At 66.1% G+C, this 21207-nt stretch carries 20 protein-coding genes and 1 pseudogene; 8 read left to right on the forward strand and 13 right to left on the reverse strand.

From position 1 onward, the window contains the following. Positions 1-53: 53 nt before the first annotated feature. The 5 genes from fabG1 to ABZ909_RS33100 form a co-directional block, all read right to left on the reverse strand. Entirely contained in the window at positions 54-773 is a 720-nt protein-coding gene (fabG1, locus tag ABZ909_RS33080) for a 3-oxoacyl-ACP reductase FabG1 (RefSeq protein ID WP_357007571.1), read from the reverse strand. Between the two features lie 49 nt (positions 774-822). Continuing rightward, positions 823-1827, reverse strand: a complete 1005-nt coding sequence (locus ABZ909_RS33085) for a VWA domain-containing protein (RefSeq protein WP_357007624.1) — start codon at positions 1825-1827, stop codon at positions 823-825. 17 nt (positions 1828-1844) lie between these two features. Further along, a complete protein-coding gene (locus tag ABZ909_RS33090) occupies positions 1845-2819 on the reverse strand; it encodes a DUF58 domain-containing protein (RefSeq protein ID WP_357007574.1) in 975 nt (324 codons plus the stop codon). Positions 2820-2845: 26 nt separating this feature from the next. Continuing rightward, the gene (locus ABZ909_RS33095; RefSeq protein ID WP_357007577.1) at positions 2846-4087 is read right to left on the reverse strand and encodes a MoxR family ATPase; all 1242 of its coding nucleotides are present in this window, start codon (positions 4085-4087) and stop codon (positions 2846-2848) included. 116 nt (positions 4088-4203) lie between these two features. Continuing rightward, positions 4204-4875: an NAD(P)H-binding protein gene (locus tag ABZ909_RS33100; RefSeq protein ID WP_357007579.1), complete on the reverse strand. Its 672-nt coding sequence runs from the start codon at positions 4873-4875 to the stop codon at positions 4204-4206. Positions 4876-5071: 196 nt separating this feature from the next. Between ABZ909_RS33100 and ABZ909_RS33105 the strand changes: the two genes are divergently transcribed. Together ABZ909_RS33105 and ABZ909_RS33110 are read left to right on the forward strand one after the other, a co-directional pair. Further along, positions 5072-5548 carry an NUDIX domain-containing protein gene (locus ABZ909_RS33105; protein ID WP_357007582.1) on the forward strand — a complete coding sequence of 159 codons (477 nt, stop codon included), beginning with the start codon at positions 5072-5074 and terminating at the stop codon, positions 5546-5548. A gap of 24 nt (positions 5549-5572) precedes the next feature. Then, complete coding sequence (locus ABZ909_RS33110; protein WP_357007585.1) at positions 5573-6925, forward strand: FAD-binding oxidoreductase; 1353 nt, start codon at positions 5573-5575, stop codon at positions 6923-6925. On the opposite strand, the gene ABZ909_RS33115 is transcribed toward ABZ909_RS33110, so the two are convergent. After that, complete coding sequence (locus ABZ909_RS33115; protein WP_357007587.1) at positions 6891-7265, reverse strand: hypothetical protein; 375 nt, start codon at positions 7263-7265, stop codon at positions 6891-6893. The two genes, ABZ909_RS33110 and ABZ909_RS33115, sit on opposite strands and share 35 nt — an antisense overlap. Positions 7266-7275: 10 nt before the next feature. Next, entirely contained in the window at positions 7276-8154 is an 879-nt protein-coding gene (locus ABZ909_RS33120) for an alpha/beta fold hydrolase (protein ID WP_357007590.1), read from the reverse strand. 109 nt (positions 8155-8263) lie between these two features. Here ABZ909_RS33120 and ABZ909_RS33125 point away from each other — a divergent pair, with 109 nt between their 5' ends. Beyond that, positions 8264-8608: a helix-turn-helix domain-containing protein gene (locus ABZ909_RS33125; RefSeq protein ID WP_357007593.1), complete on the forward strand. Its 345-nt coding sequence runs from the start codon at positions 8264-8266 to the stop codon at positions 8606-8608. After that, positions 8605-8976 (forward strand): hypothetical protein, encoded by a 372-nt coding sequence (locus tag ABZ909_RS33130; RefSeq protein WP_357007595.1) that lies wholly within the window; start codon positions 8605-8607, stop codon positions 8974-8976. Before ABZ909_RS33125 ends, ABZ909_RS33130 begins: the two co-directional genes overlap by 4 nt. 9 nt (positions 8977-8985) lie before the next feature. On the opposite strand, the gene ABZ909_RS33135 is transcribed toward ABZ909_RS33130, so the two are convergent. Further along, positions 8986-9738 carry a hypothetical protein gene (locus tag ABZ909_RS33135; RefSeq protein WP_357007597.1) on the reverse strand — a complete coding sequence of 251 codons (753 nt, stop codon included), beginning with the start codon at positions 9736-9738 and terminating at the stop codon, positions 8986-8988. 1104 nt (positions 9739-10842) lie between these two features. Next, positions 10843-11424 carry a TetR family transcriptional regulator gene (locus ABZ909_RS33140; protein ID WP_357007599.1) on the reverse strand — a complete coding sequence of 194 codons (582 nt, stop codon included), beginning with the start codon at positions 11422-11424 and terminating at the stop codon, positions 10843-10845. A 92-nt stretch (positions 11425-11516) separates the two neighbouring features. On the opposite strand from ABZ909_RS33140, the gene ABZ909_RS33145 reads away from it, so the two are divergent. The 3 genes and pseudogenes from ABZ909_RS33145 to ABZ909_RS33155 form a co-directional block, all read left to right on the forward strand. Next, positions 11517-12746 (forward strand): MFS transporter, encoded by a 1230-nt coding sequence (locus ABZ909_RS33145; RefSeq protein WP_357007602.1) that lies wholly within the window; start codon positions 11517-11519, stop codon positions 12744-12746. Between the two features lie 59 nt (positions 12747-12805). Continuing rightward, positions 12806-13210 carry a nuclear transport factor 2 family protein gene (locus ABZ909_RS33150; RefSeq protein WP_357007604.1) on the forward strand — a complete coding sequence of 135 codons (405 nt, stop codon included), beginning with the start codon at positions 12806-12808 and terminating at the stop codon, positions 13208-13210. A gap of 3 nt (positions 13211-13213) precedes the next feature. Next, positions 13214-13327: pseudogene (locus ABZ909_RS33155) on the forward strand (ATP-binding protein); the annotation flags it as partial. Between the two features lie 246 nt (positions 13328-13573). On the opposite strand, the gene ABZ909_RS33160 reads toward ABZ909_RS33155, so the two are convergent. Beyond that, entirely contained in the window at positions 13574-14551 is a 978-nt protein-coding gene (locus tag ABZ909_RS33160) for an SDR family NAD(P)-dependent oxidoreductase (RefSeq protein ID WP_357007626.1), read from the reverse strand. Positions 14552-15147: 596 nt separating this feature from the next. Next, the gene (locus ABZ909_RS33165; protein WP_357007629.1) at positions 15148-18513 is read right to left on the reverse strand and encodes a protein kinase; all 3366 of its coding nucleotides are present in this window, start codon (positions 18511-18513) and stop codon (positions 15148-15150) included. Here ABZ909_RS33165 and ABZ909_RS33170 point away from each other — a divergent pair. After that, entirely contained in the window at positions 18424-18930 is a 507-nt protein-coding gene (locus ABZ909_RS33170) for a hypothetical protein (RefSeq protein ID WP_357007638.1), read from the forward strand. The two genes, ABZ909_RS33165 and ABZ909_RS33170, sit on opposite strands and share 90 nt — an antisense overlap. A gap of 696 nt (positions 18931-19626) precedes the next feature. On the opposite strand, the gene ABZ909_RS33175 is transcribed toward ABZ909_RS33170, so the two are convergent. Both ABZ909_RS33175 and ABZ909_RS33180 read right to left on the reverse strand, forming a co-directional pair. Further along, on the reverse strand, positions 19627-20619 hold the full coding sequence (locus tag ABZ909_RS33175) for a hypothetical protein (RefSeq protein WP_357007606.1): 993 nt from the start codon (positions 20617-20619) through the stop codon (positions 19627-19629). Between the two features lie 237 nt (positions 20620-20856). Then, on the reverse strand, positions 20857-21060 hold the full coding sequence (locus ABZ909_RS33180) for a hypothetical protein (protein ID WP_357007608.1): 204 nt from the start codon (positions 21058-21060) through the stop codon (positions 20857-20859). Positions 21061-21207: the final 147 nt, after the last annotated feature.

Below are 21207 nucleotides of genomic sequence, written 5' to 3' on the forward strand. Positions count from 1 at the left end.
TGAAAATGCTGGGGTTGAGGTTTCTGGTCAGGGTAGGTCTCTGAGCGAAAGGCTCAGTGGCCCATGCCCATACCGCCGTCGACGGGGATGATCGCGCCGGAGATGTAGGAGGCGTCGTCGGAGACGAGGAAGCTGATCGCCGCCGCGACATCCTCGACCTGGCCCATGCGGCCTGCGGGGATGAAGTCGAGCACGGACTTGCGCATCTCCTCGGTCATGTCCTCGCGGGTCATGTCGGTGTCGATCAGACCGGGCGCGACCACATTCGCGGTGATGTTGCGCTTGCCGACCTCACGGGTGATGGCGCGCGCCATACCGACCAGACCGGACTTCGACGCCGCGTAGCTGACCTGTGCGGGCGAACCCATCTGGCCGACCACCGAGCCGAGGAAGACGATGCGGCCGAAGCGGTTCTTGAGCATATTGCGATTGGCGCGCTGGGCGACTCGCCACGCACCGGTCAGGTTGGCATCGATGACCTTCGAGAACGACTCCTCGCTCATGCGCATGAACAGGACATTGTCCACGATGCCCGCATTGGCGACGACGACCTCGACCGGACCCTGGTGCGCCTCCACCTCGGAGAACGCCCGATCGACCGACTCGCTATCGGTCACATCGCATTTCACACCGAAAAGACCTTCCGGCACACCGGACCCACGGTGGGTGACGGCGACCCTGTGTCCGTCGGCGAGCAGGCGCTGGGCGACCGCGAGACCGATGCCGCGGTTACCGCCGGTCACCAGTACCGACCGGGATGTGATGTTCGACATAAAGGCAAACCTATCTGTTCGTGTTCGGGACTCGGCGCGCGGTACCGACTTACGGCAGACGCTGACGATAGAGCAGGGCCGTGAGCACGCCACCGGCGGTCACCAGCAGGCCGAGTAGCAGCCACGGGCGGCTGGCGTCGCCCATGGTGGTCTCGTAGCCGATCTGTTCTTCCAAGTGGCCGTAGACGTTCTTGAGTTCTTCGAGCGTGGAGGCGGTGAAGAACTCGCCCCCGGACAACTTCGCGATCTCGCGCAGCGCATCGTCGTCCACCGGCACCCGCACCCGCTGCGACCCCTTGCCGTCCTGATCCGGAATCTCGACGGTGCCCCAGGTGGTGCCGAACGAAATCGTCGACACCGGAACGCCTTTCTCCTTCGCCAGCCGCGCGGCGGTGAAGCCGTGGCGAGGGTTCTCGACGTCCTTGTCGTCCGGAACGGTCTGTTTACCGTCGGACATCATCACGATCTGGGCCGGCGGCGGTTTCTCCGCGCCGCCCAGCACCGACGCCAGCGTGTCGATCGACTGCAGGGCGGTGAGAATGCCCTCTCCGGTGGCGGTGCGCTCGGCCAGCTTCATATTGTCGATGGCCGCCTTCACCGCTTCCCGGTTGGTCGTCGGCGACACCTGCACCGACGCGGTACCGGCGAAGGTGACCAGGCCCAGGTTGATACCGGGCGTCAGGTTGTCCGCGAACTCCTTGGCGGCCTTCTTGGCCACCTGAATTCGGCTGGGCGGCACGTCGGTCGCCTCCATGGACAGCGACACGTCGATCACCAGGATCACCGTGGCCCGGTTGCGCGGCACTCTCTTGGCCGCGGTCGGACCCGCGGCGGCGAAGGTCAGGAAGATCAGGCCCACCAGGGTGAGCGCCACCGGAATGTGCCGCCACGGCTTGGGCTGCGAGGGTGCGACCTTCTCCAGCAGATCCATATTGGCGAAGCGCAGCATGTGCTTTCGCCGCCGCTGCTGGATCAGGATGTAGATCAACGCGATCGCGGCCAGCACGGCCAGGAATCCCAGCCAGTACTGCGCCGTGAAATGCGAAAGGCTCAAAGTGACATTGCCAATGCTCACTGTCGCGGCACCCGCCCGGCAGTCGGGGCGCCGAAGGTGTGGCGCCGGGTCGACACGAATCTCACCACGTCCGCGATCCAGTCGCGATCGGTGCGCAGGGTCATCACCGGCGCACCGCAGCTGCGCAGCGCCTGCTCGACCTGGTCGCGATGACGCTGCGCGGCGCGCGCGAAATCGGCACGGAGCGTGGGGGTCACACTGAATTCCCGGGTCCGGCCCGACTCCGGGTCGTGCAGGACCACATCGCCGACATCCGGGAGTTCCAGATCGCGCGGGTCGAGCACCTCGACGCCGAGCAGGTCGTGGCGGCCGGAGATGGCGCGCAGCGAACGCTGCCAGTCGATGTCCCCGAGGAAATCGGAGACGACCACGGCCAGACCACGTTTGCGCTGCGGACGGCGCAGCGCCTCGATGGCCTCACTCAGATCACCGCGCACCCCGTCGGGAGCGTGCGGGGTGGTCGCGATCTTGCGCAGCATCGCCTGCTCGTGCACGCGGCCGCTGCGGGCCGGAATGCGGATCAGCTGCTGACCATTGGCCACCACCGCACCGATCCGGTTGCCGCCGCCACTGGTCAGATGCGTGACCGCGGCCGCCGCGGCGACCACCAGATCCCGCTTCTCGCACAGCGCGGTACCGAAGTCGACACTGGCCGACAGATCGATGACCAGCCAGGTCTCGAGTTCGCGGTCGGCGATCATCTGCCGCACGTGCGGATGGGTGGTGCGGGCGGTGACCGACCAATCCATCTGCCGCACATCGTCGCCCGGCTGATACATGCGGGCATCGCCGGGTTCGGAGCCGGGGCCGGGAATCAGGCCCAGGTGGTCACCGTGCAGCACGCCGTCCAGGCGTCGGCGCACGGTGAGTTCGAGCGTCTTCAACGCCGCCGACAACCGCGGGTCGGTCAGCTGCCCCTGCCGGAACGAGGGCGGGGCGTGCGTGGAGCCGCTGGGAGGTGAGATCGTCACGGGCGCAATCGATTCCGAGACCGGCCTCACTTCGGCTGCGGCTGACCGGGAACTCCGGACACCTGACCGTTGGGGGGCTGCGGAATACCCTGCTGCAGCGGCTGCGGAATGCCCTGGGCGGGCACGCCGGGCTGCTGCGGGGCGCCGTGCGGGCCCATCACCGGCGGCTGCGGCGGGGCGGGCATCGGGGCGGCGGCGGGCGCGGGGGCGCCGGCCGGGGCATTGGCCTGGGCGGCGACCTGCGGCAGGCCGACGGTCTGCAGCACGCGCTTGATCACATCGTCGGGGCTGACCTCGTCGGCGAGGGCGTCGTAGGACAGCACCAGGCGGTGGCGCAGCACATCCGGGATCACCTCGACGACATCCTGCGGGACCACGTAGTCGCGGCCGCGGATCAGCGCGACCGCGCGAGCGGCGGCGATGATGCCGAGCGAGGCGCGCGGCGAGGCGCCGTAGGAGATCCAGCCGGCCACGTCCTGCATGCCGAAGTCGGCGGGCTTGCGGGTCGCGGCGATCACGCGGACCACGTAGTCGACCAGCGCGTGGTGGACGAACGTATTGGCCGCCACGCTCTGCAGCCGGACCAGTTCCTCCGGATCGAGCACCCGCTTGGCCTCCGGCGGGGTGACACCCATCCGGTAGATGATCTCGCGCTCCTCCTCGACGGAGGGGTAGTCCACAACGACCTTGAACAGGAAGCGGTCGCGCTGCGCCTCCGGCAGCGGATACACGCCCTCCGACTCGATCGGGTTCTGGGTCGCCATGACCAGGAACGGATTCGGCATCGGGTAGGTCTTGCCGCCGATGGACACGTGCCGCTCGGCCATCACCTCGAGCAGCGCGGACTGCACCTTGGCGGGCGCGCGGTTGATCTCGTCGGCGAGCACGAAGTTCGCGACCACCGGGCCCAGCTCGGTGTCGAACTCCTCGCGGCCCTGCCGGTAGATGCGGGTACCCACGAGGTCGGTGGGCACCAGATCCGGGGTGAACTGCACGCGCGAGAAGCTGCCGCCCACCACCTTCGCGAAGGTCTCGACGGCCAGGGTCTTGGCGATACCCGGCACGCCCTCCAGCAGGACGTGACCTTTGGCGAGGACACCGACCAACAGCCGCTCGACCAGCCGATCCTGACCGACGATCACCCGCTTGACTTCGTAGATCGCCTTTTCCAGGGTCTGGACATCGCGCTCGAGGGTGTTCGGAGGCGAGGGCGGTGCATCCTTCACCGTGCTTACCCCGCTCACACCGTCAGTCGAAGTCACCAACATCCCCGCTTTCGCCTTGGTCCTGTGCGTTCCGCCCCAACTATTCCAGGTATCCCGCGCAATTGCCGCACCCGGATCGGATCACGGCGCGAATTTCGGTCGTGAAATGTGGCTTTCGGCTATTTCCTGGCCGTGGTGGCGTGGTCGAGGACCAGTTCGACGGCGTCGGCAACGGGGGTGTGACCGTCGGTCAGTTCGATGATGACGCGGTTGAGGGCCGGGCGATGCAGGGCGACGTCGATGAAGGCGGCGACATCGTCGCGGTGGACGTCCCCGTATTCGATCGCCAGTCCAGCCGTGACCAGTCCTTTTCCGGGTTCGTTGCGCAGCGTGCCAGGACGCACGATGAGCCAGTCCAGGTCGGTCGCGACGAGGTAGGCGTCGGCCATCTTCTTCACACGCATGTAGTGCTCGAAGCCGGGCGTCGTTTCACGATCGCGACCCGCGTCCGGGAACACGGACACCAGAACGAAACGGGCGACAGCGGCAAATCGGGCAGCATCGGCCGACTTTTCCAGTCCCCTGCCATCGATCAGCGAGGTCTGGTCCATCCCGGTGCCGTGCGCGCCCGCGGAGAAGACGATGGCGTCGTGGCCGTGGAATTTGGCGGCGAGTTCGTCCACCGAATCGGCGATCAGGTCGCCGGCCACCGGGGTCGCGCCGGTCGCGGCGATCGCCGCCGCCTGGTCCGGACTGCGGTGCATGCCGGTGACCTCGTCACCGCGCGCGGTCAACAACGTCGACAGGCGGCGTCCAATGCCACCGGCCGCTCCGATCTGGAATACCCTCATCGGTGACTCCTCTCGTAGGCGGGCACACCCTCAGCTTTCCATCGGACCGGCGGAACGATTCGATCGGTACCAGAAAGTTTCCGGAGCTCCGATCCGCCGAGCGGAGATGCGTCTAATCTTGCGAATGTCTCTGCCGCCGACCGCTTCTCCGCCGGTAGCGTTGTCGGTATCGGTCGACGGTGTCCGGTGATACGGGATGTGGTGTGCAGTGTGGGATTTCGAGGTTTCGCCCAGGCAATCCATCGGCGAGACAGTGCTGGAAGAACTCCGGGAGCGGGCAGCCGCCGACGGGGTTGCGCTACGGGTGGGAGTGGTTGTCGAACACAATGACGCGGTACTGATGCTCGAGCACGAGGAGCACGTCGAAGGACGCAGTCCGCTACACCTGCCCGGGACGGTGGTCCGCCCCGGCGAGTCGCTGGCCGGCGCCGTGGTACGGGCGGTGCGGGAGGAGACCGGGCTCGCGGTGGTCGATGTCGTGCGCCACCTCGGCAGCTTCGACTACCTCTCCAGTGCCGGAAAGCCGGTCCGCAGAGAGCATTTCGCTGCCGCCGTGGAGAGTGCGGGGCCGGTGCGGGTCACCAACTACGCCGAATACCGGTGGGTCCCGCTCAGTGGTGAACTGCCGGTCACCCCATCGATCCGCCGTATTCTCATGACGTACCAGGAGTAGCCACTCGCCGCTGCGGAGGACCACATGCTCGAGATAGACACTCGTCCGGTGGTCCTCGACCAATTCACGGTCGACGAGACCGGCCGGGCGGGGCAGCGTCCCCGCGGCGTGGTCTATCCGGTCACCGCCGAGGATGTGGTGACCGTGGTCGACTGGGCCCGCGAGCAGCGCACGCCGTTGATCGCGCGCGGGGCCGGGACCAGCCTGGAAGGGCATCTCCTGGCCCGGGGTGACGAGCTGGTCCTGGATTTCACCCAGGCCGACAAGATTCTCGACATCTCCCCCGGCGACTTCACCGCCACCGTGCAGCCCGGCGTCAGCCGGACCCGGCTCAATGCGGCGGCCGCCGAATTCGGGCTGCAGTTCACGGTGGATCCCGGTGCGGACGCGTCACTGGGCGGGATGGCGGCCACCAACGCGAGCGGCACCACCACCGTCCGCTACGGCGGCATGCGGGCCAATGTGCTCGCGCTGCAGGCGGTGTTCGCCGACGGCACCGTCACCCGGCTCGGGCGCGCGGTGCGTAAATCCTCGAGCGGATACGACCTGAAGGACCTGCTCATCGGGTCGGCGGGCACGCTCGGGATCATCACCGAGCTGACCGTCAAGCTGCATCCGATTCCGGAATGGATTCACTCGCTGCGCATTTCGTTCCCGACGGTGGCCGATGCCGTGGACACCGCGGTCGAGATGCTGGGCGCGGCGCTGCCGGTGAGCCGGCTGGAACTGGTGGACGCGCCGAGCATGGCCGCCATCAACACGTTCCGCGGTACCGCGTACTCCGAGGCACCTGCCCTGTTCATCGATATCGAATCCGGGTCGTCCGCGGCGGTCGCCGCCAATGAGCAGGAGATCGGGCGGATCGCCGCCGGGCACGATGCGATCGAGATAGCGACCGCACGCACGCACGGGGATCGGCACGTGCTCTGGGAGGATCGGCACAATCTGTACTTCGCGGTCAAGGCGAGTAATCCCGGCTGCCGGTTCATGATCACCGATACCGCGGTGCCCTATTCGCGGATCGCGGGGGCCGTGGACAGCGCCACCCGGCTGGGGGCCGAACTCGGGCTGAACATCACCGTCGCGGGGCATATCGGGGACGGGAACGTCCACACCATCGTTCCCTACACCGAAGACGAATACGAGGCGGCGCAGCAGTTCTCGGATCGGGTGGTGCGGCATGCGCTCGAGGTCGGCGGCACCGCCACCGGTGAGCACGGGATCGGGCTGGCCAAGAAGAAGTATCTACGGGAAGAGCACGGGGCCGCGGTGGATCTGATGGCGGCGGTGAAGCGGGCGCTCGACCCGCTGGGGCTGCTGAATCCCGGCAAGGTGCTCGACGTCAACCCGGGAAATCCGATTCCCAACGGCTCCTGACCACGGCCTCACGCGCGTGCTCGAGATGCGACATGGCATGCGCCGCAACATGATCGCGCAGGCGCGCCACCGCGGGCGTCGGGCGGTGATTGCCCGAGACCAGGCCGATGCTCCGCTCCCGCTCCCCGGTCAGGGGGACACGCGTGAGGCCGGGGTGCGGGGTCTCCGGGGCCGGGAGCACCACGATGCCGAGATTCTGGGCCACCGCCCCGCTGTCCTCGGCCAGTGCCACACCCTGATCACGGCCCGTCACGGTGGCATACACGCGATGCTTCCCGGGGACGACGAGCACGCCGTGCACATCGGGCGCGTCGGGGATCGTCCGAACCACCGACGACATCCGGCTCACCTCATGGGACTCGGCAGACGTCGCGGAACAGCGCGGCGGCCGCGTCGGCGGCGGGCTCGATCAGGCGGGGATCGTCGTAGAAGTCGATCTGGCCGACCGAGCTCAGCCACAGCTCCGATTTCGGGGATGCCACCGCAGCATAGAACTTGCGGGCCCAGGGCGGGACCAACGCGTTCTCGGAATGCACGAGCAGGAAGGGAACCGTCAGTCGCGCGGCGGCCTCCTGGGCGTCGAAACCGGCTGTGTGCTCGAAGGATTCGACCGCGAAACCATTCGTATAGTTGGGGACCGCACCGCGCGGGGTGCCGTAGTACTCGAACGCCTCCCGCAGCGGCATGGCGACATCCCCGTTGTCGGCCGCCACGGCCGGGATGGTCTCGACCTCACCGGCGGCCAGCCGGCGTTCCCGCGCCCGGCGTCCCCGCTCGACCACCGCCGGATCCGCCGGATTGGCGGCCGCATCCGGGTAGACCCCGGCGACGCCAGTGAATGCCCGGATGCGCGGATCATCGGCGACGGCCCGCGCCATGTACCCGCCTCCGGCGCACACACCCAGTGCCACCACGGTTTTGCCCGCGAACCGCTCATCGTCCTGCAACGCCGACACCGCAACCGCGATATCGGCGGCCTTGCCCAGCGGATCCTCCAATTGCCGTGGCACACCCTCGCTCTCACCGAACGTGCGATGATCGAAGGCCAGCGCCGCGAACCCGCGCCGCGCCAGCGCCTCCGCATACACGCCCGCCGCCTGCTCCTTGACGGAGGTCAACGGCCCGGTCGTGACCACGACCCCCGTCGGCGTCCCCTCCGGCAGATACAGCGTGCCCACCAGCCGATCCCCGTCCCGGGTGACCGTGAACGGAACTGTGCTGACTGTCATCTCGTGCCCTCGTCCTCGAATTCTTCGCATTACGGTGAAACAGACGGTAGGCGCGGACCCCGGCCGCCGGTAGAAGGCACTTCGCGGTGCCCTTCCGAATGGAGGCGACATGGCAGCGGTCATCCCGGACGTGCTCGAGGAATCCTGCACGACCCGGCAGGCCCTCGAACGCCTCGCCGCGAAATGGCGCATCCTGCTCATCTACGCACTACTGGACGGCCCGCAACGCCCCGCCGCGCTGCGCCGGCGCCTGCCCGGCATCACTCAGAAGGTCCTCACCGAAACCCTGCGCGGCATGGAATGCGACGGCCTGGTCGAACGCCACGTCTACAAGGAGACCGCTCCACAGCACATCGAGTACTCGCTCACCGAGCTCGGCAAATCCCTCGAAACACCCTTGGCCGCCATCTGCGCCTGGGCCACCGAACACGGCAAGGCATCTCGGGAATCATGAGCGATGCGCGAGATCTGTTCGACGAGACGACCGCAGCGGGAACCGTCCGACGCCTGGTGCGGGTACTGGAAGCCGTCGCCGACGATCCGGCCGTCGTGGTCGCCGCAAGGATCGAGCGACTGACCGACGCCTACAACCTGGCGATCCGGGCGGCCAGTGTGTGGCGGCCCGCGGTATTGGACAGCGACATGCTCTATTTCACCGCGACACGTGAAAGGCGATCCGATGCTGCGGGTCACGAGGGATGGGTGCCCGTGGTTCGTGGGCAGATTTCGACTTTCGACATCGATGCGACCCATCTCGCCATGACCGAACCGGGCGCGGTTGCTCAGATCGCCCGGATTCTCAATCTGCGACTGGATGGATGACCGCGTTTGTCACGGCGAGGTGACGGGCGCGTGGGATCCATCGGTTTGGTTGTCCGTTTGCGGCACGGTTTGGCCGTCCGGGAGGGGCGTGGCGAGACCCACTATCGCCCCGACCAATGCCCCGACCGCCCCACCGACCAGGGCGGCAGGTCCGGCGACGAAGCCGACGCCGATGGCCGCGCCGACGACCGGGAGGACAACCAAACCGGCCGGCAGGAACGGGATGCCCGAGACGAACCCGGCGACGGCGCCGACTATTCCGGAAGCGATCACGGCGGGCGAGACCGCTGCCACGGCGATGCCTGCACCGATTGCCGCACCGACGCCCGTGTCGGTGACGGTGACGGTGCATCTACGGGGATCTCCCGGGATGCTCGCGCAGAAATCCTGGATCGGCTGCTGATCCACGGTCGGCGGCAGCAAGTCCGGCGCGTCCGCCTTCTCGACTCCGGTCCAACTGTCGGCGGCGAGCGGATTCGCCGGGCCGACGGCTCGATCGTCGCGGCGCGTGTCGACCGGCGGTGCTATCCCGACCGGCGATTGGTCGAGTAGAGCGAGGTCGGTCGGCACCGCGAAAGGACCTGACCCCTGCTCGTGTTGGCTCAGCGATAGCCAGTCCGCCGTCGTCGGCGATCCGGCAAACACCGGCGCGGCTTCACCCGGGGATGCGCTGACCACACCGGTTCCGAGGATGACGGCAACAGGCAACATGCTCGCAATTAGTATTGAACGTGATCGGGACCAAAGACCGGCTTGCGACATTTCGCACCTCCTGGACTCAGCGCTTCTCGACCTCGAGTATTCATCGCACCGCGCAGACAGCTTAAGCGGCGGGCACCGCCCGGACTGGCAAAACTCGCCGAATTCCATGTGCACCTGGCAAATCCGTGGCTGTGCGAGGTGTTGCGCGGCAAGCCCCGGCGTCCGAATACACCGGGCCAGCATCCAGTTGGAGTTGCCAATCGTTATCTATTTGTTGTCGCATTACTCAGTTGGAGCCAGCGCTGCGCTGCTGGCCGCGGATCTGCGCCCTGGCGCGGGCGGTGCCTCCGATCGCAATGCCGTCGTCGACTCCTATCAGAATTGGCGGCGTCGAATTCTCATCGAGTCGGCGCTTCTTCGGCGCCGCGAACCGAGCAAGTGCCACACGCGTTCCACGAAAGCTCAAGGCGGAGAGAGCATGTATGCGAACTGCCAATCACCGCTGCCATATAGCTCGCCGACGAACCGCGGCCCGGTTTGCTTCTGGTCGCGTTGACAGACGCCAATGAGGCTGCTTCCGCGATGCGCTGGAATCCATTCCGCTGCTGGCGTTGTGGATCGGAGTCGGGTGATTTTCCGGCGCACGAATGGTGGCCACCCGCTCGGATCCGGCCCTGCAGTCATGGCATTGGATACCCGAAATTGACTTGGGTACAGTCGAATTCGTGCCCATGCCCGTTGTGATAGATACGAACTCGGTCGCGAAGGCTGCCGTCGGAGATCGCCTTCAGGCTCTCACTTGTTCATCGATCCAGTGATGGGCCAACGTGGTCCAGATCGCGGCGTCACCGGCACCGCGCGCCAGGCCGAGGCCATGGGGGCCATGCGGGAACACGTGCACCGCATGGGGTACGTCGTTCGCCGCCAACGCAGAAGCCAATCGTAGATGTGCTCGGGCGGCACGTAAGTGTCCTCTGCGGTGTGCCAGACGAAAAACGGGCGTGATCGAGGCGGCCGCGGCGTCCGGCCCGGCGCTGGCTGCCCGAGGCACTTGTTTGGGGACAAGAGAATCCCCCCGCTCGCGGACACGAGGTCTAACGCATTGGTGGAGAGCAGATTTCCCCAGCAGTTGTAGCCGTTGCCCCATCAGCGGGTGAGCGTGGGCTATTCGGCGGACTCAGGCGGCGTGTCGGCGAGTGTTCGGACCGCTGAGGAAATGGCTGCGCCGAGCCGGTCAAGTGTGTAGTCGGGCCCGAGGATCATCCGTCGTAGCTGCGGCATGGCCAAGCTCCATCCGACGAGGCCGAGGGTGAAGAACAATAGGGCCTGCGGATCGTTGTCGCCGGACGTCATCGTGGTTCGGGCGGCGCTGATCTTGTCGAGGTAGTGCTGAGTGCGCGTCTCTTCGTCGGGAACCGGCTCGTCGCCCATTTCGAGCGCTTCCCACAACAGCAGTCGCAAGGCTGCGGGGTGGGCGCGGTGATAGTCGAACAGGGCACCGGCGTAGGTCCCGAGGTTTGCGTCGTCGCCGGGTGGCACGGCTTCCGCCAGGTCGGTCATCAACCGTTCCAGCACGGCAGCGAACAGTGCCTTCTTGTCGCCGAAGTAGTCGTAGATGGCTCGCTTGTTGGCCTTGGCGGATGCTGCGATGCGGTCCACGCGAGCGCCGGCGACGCCGTGGGCGGCGAACTCGGCCGCCGCTGCGGTGAGGATGCGTTCCCTGGTTGCCGCTGAATCGTATGCCACGTCCGAATTTTAACGAACCGGTTCGTTTGACAGGGTCCGTCGCCAACTTCTAGCATTCGAACCAACTAGTTCGATCGGATCTGGAGATAGTGATGTCCACGATTGAAGAGCAGCAACGTTCCCAGCCATCCGCCGACACCGGGTTGCCGGTGCGGGGACCGCTGTTCGCGGTGATGGCGATCTGCAGCGGTGTGACCGTGGCGAATGTGTATCTGGCGCAGCCGTTGCTGACGTTATTCGCCCACGGGCTCGGTGTCGCGCCGTCGTCGGCCGGGCTGGTGGTGACGTGTGCACAGTTCGGGTACGCGGCAGGAATTCTGTTCCTGGTGCCGTTGGGGGACGTACGGCGTCGCCGGCCGCTGCTGACGGTGATGCTGACCGCGTCGGTGCTCGCACTACTGCTGGGTGCGCTCGCCCCGAGCTTGTCGATGGTGGCGGCGGCCGCGGCACTGGTGGGCGGGTTCACCGTGGTCCCGCAGGTGCTGGTGCCCCTGGCTGCCGAACTGGCCCCGCCGCAGCGGCGAGCCTCGGTTGTGGCCGGAGTGCAGATCGGGTTGATGACCGGGATCATCGGCTCACGAGTGATCGGCGGTGCTGTCGGCGAGCTGTTCGGCTGGCGCGCGGTCTACGTGCTCGCGGCCGGGCTGACCGCGGCGACCGGGCTGCTGACCGTGGCCCTGGTGCCGCGAGAACCTGCCCGCATGAATGCGATCGGATACGGGCGGTTGTTGACTTCGCTGCCGCGGCTGCTGCGCAGCGAACCGGCGTTGCGGCAGTCGTGCCTGCTGCACGCGGCCCTGTTCGGAGGCTACAACGCCACCTGGACCTCGCTGGTGCTGGTGCTGACTCACGAGCCGTATCACTTCAGCACGGCGACCGCAGGTCTGTTCGGTGTGCTGGGGCTGGCGGGCGCGTTCGCCGCGCCCTGGGCCGGGCGGTTCATCGACCGGCGCGGCGCACTGCCGATCATCACCGCCGCGTTGGTGCTGACACTGCTCTCAGCGGGGGCCTACGCGCTCGGCCGGTCTGCGCTGGGGTTCATGATCGTAGCGATCATCGCGGTCAATATCGCGGTGCAGTGGAGCCAGATCGCCAACCAGGCCCGCATTTTCGCCTACCTGCCCGACGCCCGCAGCCGCGCGAACACCGTCTACATGGTCGCGGTCTTTCTCAGCGGCGCGGTCTGTGCGGCGCTGGCGGGAGCCTGCTACGCCGGGTTCGGATGGCTGGGTGTCTGCGGTCTGCAGGCGGTGCTCGCCCTCGCTGGGCTGATGGGGCTGCCTTTCGCGCGCCGCTACGACCGGAGCTCGGTATCCGCTTGAGCGTCAGCACCTTTCCTGAGCTTCCCCCCAATACCGATCACTCGAAGGAGATCACACTCATGACTATGCCCGCCATGCCTGCCGCCGTGATGCAGTTCTTCACCGCCTCCCGATCCGGCGACGCCGACGCCTGGGCGGAAGCATTCGCCGTCGACGGCGTCTTCCACGATCCGGTCGGGGAGCCACCGATCGTCGGCCGCGCCGCCATTCGCGAGTTCATCGCCTCGGTGCTGCCGAATTTCAACCCGTTTCTCGGCCTCACCCCACGCGAAGCCCACACCGTCGGCAACTCCGTCGCCGTGTCCTGGACCGGCGCGGCCGTCACCGACACCGGCACACCGGTGAACTGGTCCGGTATCAATGTCTACGACCTCGACGAGAACAGGCTCATCCGCGAGGCCCGCGCCTACTTCAACCGCGCGATCTTCGCCGCCCAACTGGACCGCTCGCCCGGTTCGGCCTGAACCCTGGCCGAAGAAGCCGCCGGCGGCGGCGCCTCGAACCTGCGAACCCGCCGCCAGCGCGCGGCCTTTCCCACCGGCAAGACCTTCCACATCTGGAGCGAGGAAGCCTCCTCGATCCGCCCGAGATGACGCCGCACAATGTGAAAACCCCGAATCTGCCGAGGTCGCTTGCGGCCTTCGCTGATGCGGTCATTGCTGCTCCTCGCGACGTCATCGAGCCTTCCCTGGCACTGGAAGTACACAACCGGCTGGTGTAGCCCACCCACCTTCGGTATTACGCCCAGCCGACAACACAGCCCGTGCGCGAGGGCACGGGCAGCTCGTGATCGCCTCCAGGAGATCGGATTCGGATCAACCTCGAAATCATCGGGTCAGTTCCTCCGAGACCCGCCAGAGACGCTCGGCATTGTCCGGATCGAGCGCATAGGGCGCGACCCCACCTGTGTGGCCGGCCCGCTCGCTGACCTCCGGAGCCGGAGCACAGTCCTCGTAGTAGCGACCCGTAACACCCTCCACCCGAGGGCTGGCGGCGAGCAGCACCGACGTCGCGGCACCCTGCTCGACCGTCTTCACCGGCGGCAACGACAGATCGGTCTGCTCCCCGAAAGCCTCGAGATCGCCGGGACTCATATGTCGCGCCAACGCGGTACTGGCGATATTGCCAGGCATCAACGCATTGACCGTGACACCGTCACCGGCCCAACGCCGTGCAGCACCGACAGCGAACAGAATATTGGCCGACTTCGACTGACCGTACGACGTCCACCGGTCATACGGGCGGAATCGGTAATGCAGATCGTCGAAGACCACCGGCGAGAACAGATGCCCGATCGAGGACACGCACACCACCCGGGCACCGCCCGCGGCTGCCAGCGACCGGTACAAGCGAGTCGTCAATACGAAATGTCCGAGATGATTGGTAGCGAATTGCATTTCATACCCAGCAACGGTGCGGGTGAGTTGAGGCAGAGCCATCACACCGGCATTGTTGACCAACACGTGCAACGGTCCATCCCAGGCACGCGCGAAATCGTTCACCGACCCAGGATCGGCCAGATCCAACCGGGCCACGCGTATCCCACCCGCCCCGCCCGGCACCTTCTCGCCGATCTCGTCCGCAACTTTCCTACCGGCCTCTACATTCCGCACCGCCAGGGTCACCTCCGCACCCGCGGAGGCCAGCGCACGAGCGGTCTCGGTACCGATCCCCGAGCTCGCGCCAGTGACGACGACACGCCGACCATGAAGATCAGCATCGGCGACGATCTCGGCCGCCGTGGTCGCGGCGCCGTAAACAGTAATTGGCATCGTGAACCCCTTCCGTGTGAACCAAATCCACATCGTCTGCACACGCGAAAATGTCTGTCTCCACCGCCCGAAATACCGATCGGCGCCGCATGCGCCGGACTCCCCCGACCCGCCGCCCGGCCGCACAACCGACCGAACGACAATCCCACCGCCTCGCGAGCCGTAAACCGTCTCCGCCCGCACCGACTCCCGACCGGAACGCACTCACCATGAAATCCAATTGTCACGCCCAACACAGCCACAGTCGATGGACACACGAACATTCCATCTACCCCGCCGGTGTAGCCACGGACACCGTGGGCGGCGTGCATCGTGGACCGGATGCGTTTCCCACCGACGTGCTGCCCAAGCTGGCGGCAGCCCTCGATTTCGCCAGCATGCACGTAGATGGCATTTCGGCCGATGGTGATGAAGTTGTCGCCCTGCCGGCGGCACGTTGTGTGGGCGGCGAGGACCTCCGGCTCGTAGAACACTGGACCGTTCGTGATGACAAACTCTGGCGTGTGAGGGCTTTTACAACACGCGGCCCCTCACCAAGGACAGCTGACGGCTCGTAATCCTTTGAGGGGCCGGAAAGCTTTCGGACAGTGAGGTAGTGGATGAGTCACCCGGCTGTGCTGGGTCCGCGTTCAGTGCTCGAACTCCGCCAGCACTTGCCTCAGAAACGCCTGAAGCGGCTGGGGCACGGATGCCTTTGCGCCGGAAAGGGTTTCGACCACGGTTTGCATGCACACGCCGGCATCGACGACGGGCCGGACCAGCCCGAGTTCCGCGCAGCGCGTCAGCGCCGAGGTCGATCGGTCGGCCGCCCGCGCTGTGTGGCCGCTCGCCGATAGGCAGCATGCGTAGAGAAGCTCGGCGTTGAGCAAGGCACGGGGCCGATTCTGTTTTGCGATGGCGCGGACCATGGATTCAGCGAGTTGAGTGGCCTGCTCCGTCGCCGACCGGGTGCCGGCGGCGAGCAGGAGCCGGATGGCGGAGTCGTGGTTGATTTCCGCGGTTATCGCGGACGGCGCATCAGGGCAGGCGGTCAAGGGTTCGAGTTCCTCGAGATCGCGACGCTCATCGTCGGTGATCGTCAGTCCGCAACGGATGCGCTCGTTGCGGATCCGTGCGGCCAAGCGCGGCAACGACAGATTGGCCGCGATCTTCGATCCTTCGTCGAGTCGCTCGTGCAAGGTGTCGAGGTCGCCACGCACCGCAGCCAGTCGCGCACCGGTTCCGTAAGCGGCCGACAGGAATTCGACCGTGCCCCCCTCGCGGCTCAGCCTGGCTGTCAGCAGCGCTTCAGCCTCGATGAATTGCCCTTTCTCATAGAGCAACTCGCCGAGCAGGGTGCCGGCCAACCGGGCGGCATGGGACTGCTCTCCTACTTCCAACGCCAGTCGAAGAGCCGTCCGGAAGGTGGCTTCCGCGGCGCGGACGTCGAGTTGCTCGAAAGAGGCGCTCCCGTCGATGCAATCGCAGTACATCACTCCGAAAGGACCGCGCGCCTGGTCCCGATACGGTGCGAGCCACCGGTGCCAACGGTGAATGTCGTCGAAGTCGAAGCGATACAGCGCCGAAACCATTGCGACCACCGCGATTCCGTGCGCCAGGAAGGGCCGGACCGGCCCGGGCGGCGATATGGGCGCCCCGTCGGCTGCGGGTCGGTCGAGGACGAGATCCACGGCCGTTCGCACCACGTCCAGCTCGTGCCTCGTCTCTGTCGATCGCTCATCACCGGGCGAGGCGGCATCCAGGGCCATATCGCCCCGTTCCAGCGCGGACAATGCCGCAACCGGCCGCTGGAGGGCGACATTCGCCCACGCGATCTGGACCTGCAACTGCGCGTTCAATGCCGAGTACGAGCCGGGCAACTTGGCCGCCAGCCCGATGAACGTCGCTATACGTCCCTGTTCCATCAGCAGTTCGGCATGATCCGCGACTATCGCAGTGGCGCGATCGGGTGCACCCGCGGCGAGTGCGTGGTCGACGGCCTCGGTGAGCATGTCGTGGGCTCCGAACCAATCCGAGGCGATCGAATGCAACTCTTCCAGTAGCCCGGGATGGCCGCGTGCAAGGCGAGCGCGCAGAAAGTCGGCGAACAACCCGTGATAGCGGAACCACCGCAGATCGTCATCGATGCTGCGCAGGAACAGATCCCGTTGCCGCACCTGCTCGAGCATGTCCTGTCCGGAATCGACCCCGGTCAGCGCCTCGGCGAGTTCACCACAGATCCGGTCGGGCACCGCGGTCCGCATGACGAACTCGAGCAGTCGAGGCTCGAGGGCATCGAGCACGTTTTCCATCAGATACTCGCCGATGGCATAGTGCCGCCCGGAGATCTGATCGATGTAGGCTCCCGGATCATCTCGCCCGCGGAGGGACAGCGTCGCCAATTGCAATGCGGCAGCCCAGCCTTCGGTCGATTCACGCAGCCGTTCGACATCCGTGGCGGCCAGTTCCAACCCGTTCATGTCCGCGAGGAATTCCGACGTCTCCGCACCGTCGAAACGCAGGTCGGACTCGTCGATCTCGATGAGTTCATCCTGAACTCGCATCCGACCGAGGGGAAGGCCGGTCCGGCTACGACTGGTGACAATCAGGCGGAGGTGATGGCAGCCGCGGTCGAGCAGGAATTCCAGGGCCGCGACCGTGGGTGCCGCGGTCACCCGGTGCCAGTCGTCGATCACCAGAGCCACTGTCTCGCCGCTGCGATGGAGTTCGTCGATGAGCGTCGTCATCACGTACCGCGCCGCATCGCTGGCATGTTCTTCGAGCATGTTGTGCAGCTCGGCGGCGACACCGGGATGCGCGCAGCGAATCGCTTCGACCACATGGGACAGGAACCACACCACGTTGTCGTCATCGTTGTCCACGCTGAGCCAAGCAACCCGAATGCCCTCGGCCTCGAGCATTCTTGCCCACTCGGCGGCCAACGTGCTCTTTCCGAATCCGACCGGGCCGTGAATCAACACGAGCCGCCGAACATCTCCTTCCCGCAGCCGCGCGAGCAATCGCTCGCGCTGGAGTGGTCGGCGCGACGAGCTCGGCGGTCGGTAGCGGGTCGAAGGCGTCGGCACCGCGCCGGACAGCGCACCCGGGGCTTCCACTGCACGCGCCGGTACGACCGCCTCGACTCTTTGTGCCTCACCACCTTTGGTCGGCAGCGCCATGGAATCCACGGCCAGCCCGGACGAGAACTGGATGTTTCGCAATCGATCGCCGAACTCGCGGACCGAGGCAGGTCGCTCCGTGATTTCCTGCGCCATAGCCGATTCGAGCATCGCGCACAGTGGGGCGGACACACCGTTTGTACGCAGATCGGGCACCGGCTCCGAGGTGATCCGCACGAACTGCGCGACCAAGGATTCGCCCTCGCGCCGTTGGAAGGCCGCGTGCCCGGTCAGCAAACAGAACATCGTGGCGCCCAGGCTGTACAGGTCCGCGGCCGCCGTGGGCTCCTCGCCACGGAACACCTCGGGCGCGGTGTACGCCGGGGTTCCTGCCACCAGCCCGTCCGCTGTTTCGAACGCGCCACCGATGCGGGCGATCCCGAAATCGCTCAGCTGCGGCTCGCCATAGTCCGACAGCAGAATGTTCGCCGGATTCACGTCCCGATGCACCATGCCGTGCGCGTGCGCGGCCGCCAATGCGCCAGCGATCTTGATGCCGATCGACAACACTTCTTGCCATGGCAGCGGTCCCGACGCCTGCAGCCGCGCCTGCAACGACCCGCGCGAGAAGAATGGCATGACCAGGTAAGGCCGGCCGGATACGGTGACGTCGGCCGACAGCACCTGAACGATGTGCGGATGACCCGCGAACCGCCCCAGCGCGCGCTGCTCCCTGAGAAATCGCTTCCACTCGTCGCTGCCGGAGGACGCGTCGAGAACCTTGACTGCCACCAGCCGAGCGAGCGAGTGATCCATACAGCGGTAAACGACACCGAAACCGCCGCGCCCGATTTCCGTCGCATCGTCGAATCCCGCGGCGGCAAGTTCTGCGCTCACACCGATGCGCAGGTCGCGCCGGGTGCCTTCGATGTCACGCTCGACCATGGCCCGCTCACCTCTTGCCGTGAGAATCGGCCCCGACAGCACGATCGTAGCTCCACCACCACGGTCACCGGCGATTCCGTGATGATTGCCGTGGACCCGCCAGCCCCGCGCTGCTTTCCCGGCCGCATTCGGCGGCGTGATCAGTCACTCGATTCGCTGCAGTTCGGCTGCGGCACAGGCAATCTCGCGCGCTTCGACCGCCGGAACGCCGAGCGCGACGAGACTCGAGCACGCAGCAGCAACCTCTGGTTCGGCCTCGGCCCAGTTCTCGTCGTTCCGAGCCTCCGGGGCAGACCAACCACAGCGCCGCGAAGGCCGATCGTGTTCATCTCCAGTGATGCCGCGGCGGCACGTGACAGCTGGCGCTGAGCATGCCGTCGGCGCTGATGCAACCACCAGGCACACTGGACCGGCTCGTCACGTTCGGCTGCTGCTGTGCTTTTAAATTCTCGTTGTAGTTGACATCCGATGCGGGGCGTGACCTCCCGTTTTATGGACTGTCTCACCGTTCTGTCATCAATCTGTCTCATCATTTTGTCATTTTTCTGGCGACCATCGGGGTGTCGCAGTCGACCGGTGAGCTGAACGCTGGGAGCCGAACCCACGGCTGTCTGAGCACATCGGGTACATCCGGAGCGCGGCCGGAAGCTCAAGCTCCAACGTAGTTGTTGGAGCCCCGATTTGACCCACCCTGCAGCCACACCTGTTGTGGGTGGCAATGATTCAAGCACGTGATATATGCACCGAGTGTCGATCCCGTTGCAGCCCAGGACAGTCACAATCCTCGTCAAGGTCAGGCATCGAGACTGTCCTATCAGTCCCCCAACGGTCGCCAGGGGCCGAGACGGCCATGCCTCAGCAAGGCCCTGCGCCGCGCAGCAGTTGGGTGAGTGTTTCCACTGACATGACCCGAGGGCAGAGCTGCTTGAGAGCCTATGGAGCCAGATTCCGGCATCCACCGACCGGATCCGCTGTACACCCGCCCGTCGGGCACCAACCTGGTACCGGTTGTTGTTATCGCTCTGTCGAGCCCGCGGGGCACGGCGCGCGTCGTGAATCTGCCTCTCACAGAGTCGCGGCATAGCGCAGCGCGGCGTCGACCACGGCGGCCATGTCATCGAGGTCGACATCGACACACAACAATGATCGCGCCCCCTGACCTGTCCCTCGATAGCCGAAGTATCCTGCTAGGCCATGGATCTTGGCACCGCGCTTGAACCCGTCACTGGATGGATCAGCCAGCAACCTCGCCACGGCGGGACCTGCGAACGCCATGAATGCTCGCTGATCCAACCAATCCCGATGCGCGTGCGCTAGCAGCATCGACCCTTCTCGATCGCCGGTCGCGTCACCGAGCATGAACCTCAACTCGAAGGGAACATCGACGCGTCCACGACGCGGACGCTGCAACTCGACGTACAGATAGCCGTTAGCGAACGCCCGCCATGCCATGAAATTGGCTCCCCCGGTCGACCTCTCCTGACCGAACTCCATCCCGGTCGCGACCGCGACCTCAGCCGACAGCACATGCAGTCGTCTAACCCGCAGCAGGTCACTGACCGTGCCCGTCACCGCATCAGCCGGACCGACCGCCTCCCTGTCTAGCCGGGAGAACAAGTCGTAGGCCTCGCGAGCGAGAGCGGAGGCGACGGCATCAGTCGACCCATCAGCCCACGCCTTCAGCATCGCCGCTACCGAATGAGCTCGGCTCCAGTTGCTCGGCTCACCCGCGATCGGATCGTTGTTCGGTCCGACCAGGAACCGACGCGCCAGGGGTATTCCACTCTGGTCCGCCCACTGGTCATAGACGTCGAACTGGTTGCCGTGTACACCCGCCCCAACTTTGAATTCCAGTATCGCGCAAGGATTTCCCGACAGGTCGACCACCATGTCCGCGCTCCCCTGTCCCAGCAACCGCACCTCGCGGCGCACACCGAGTACACCGCCAGCCACACCCAGAAGCGACCGCAACGGATCCGGGTCACGCTCGGAGAGGTAGGTGACCAGGTCGGTCCAATCGTTTTCGTTGCGTAGCAACCTGCTCAGCCCATAGCCCACCCGAGCACGCTACCCAGCCCTCACAGCCAGTACTGATGTTCTGCGGCACCGGGATCGGGACCGGCCAGCGCATCGTGCGTCGTGGCGGACCCCTCCTAGGTCACCGCGATTCTGAGCACGAGTGGCTTCCACGGCCTCAGATCAGGTCGCACAGTTGGCTTTCCCTTCGTCCGCGCAGGTGCGGTCGCGCATGTGCACCGCCGCCACCCGTGGGTCATCAGGTGTCCAAGGCAAGGGTCAATGCGTGCCGAGAAGCCCGAACTCGGCAGCTACGGTGGGCCATCGCCTCAACATCCGTTCGAGCTCGCTCGACGACCACAGGATGATCATCGGTCGGGTCGCGGCATTGTTATGGATCTCGACCCAACGCACAGCGTCGTCGGTGAATGCCCCGGTGGTCGCGATGATCAGGCGCCGCACTGGCTCGATGGGGTCCAACATCGGTACTTTGGCGCGAACCAGATCAGCGATCTGTGAAGCGTTGACCCCGCGGCTAGACGAGTGATTCCTAACCCGGTCGCGCTGCGAGGGGCTCAAGTTTTGACGTGGCGGAGGGTATCGATGTCGATGTGTGACGAAAGACCTCGA

The sequence above is a fragment of the Nocardia sp. NPDC046763 genome, from assembly GCF_040645495.1.
Lineage (GTDB): Bacteria > Actinomycetota > Actinomycetes > Mycobacteriales > Mycobacteriaceae > Nocardia.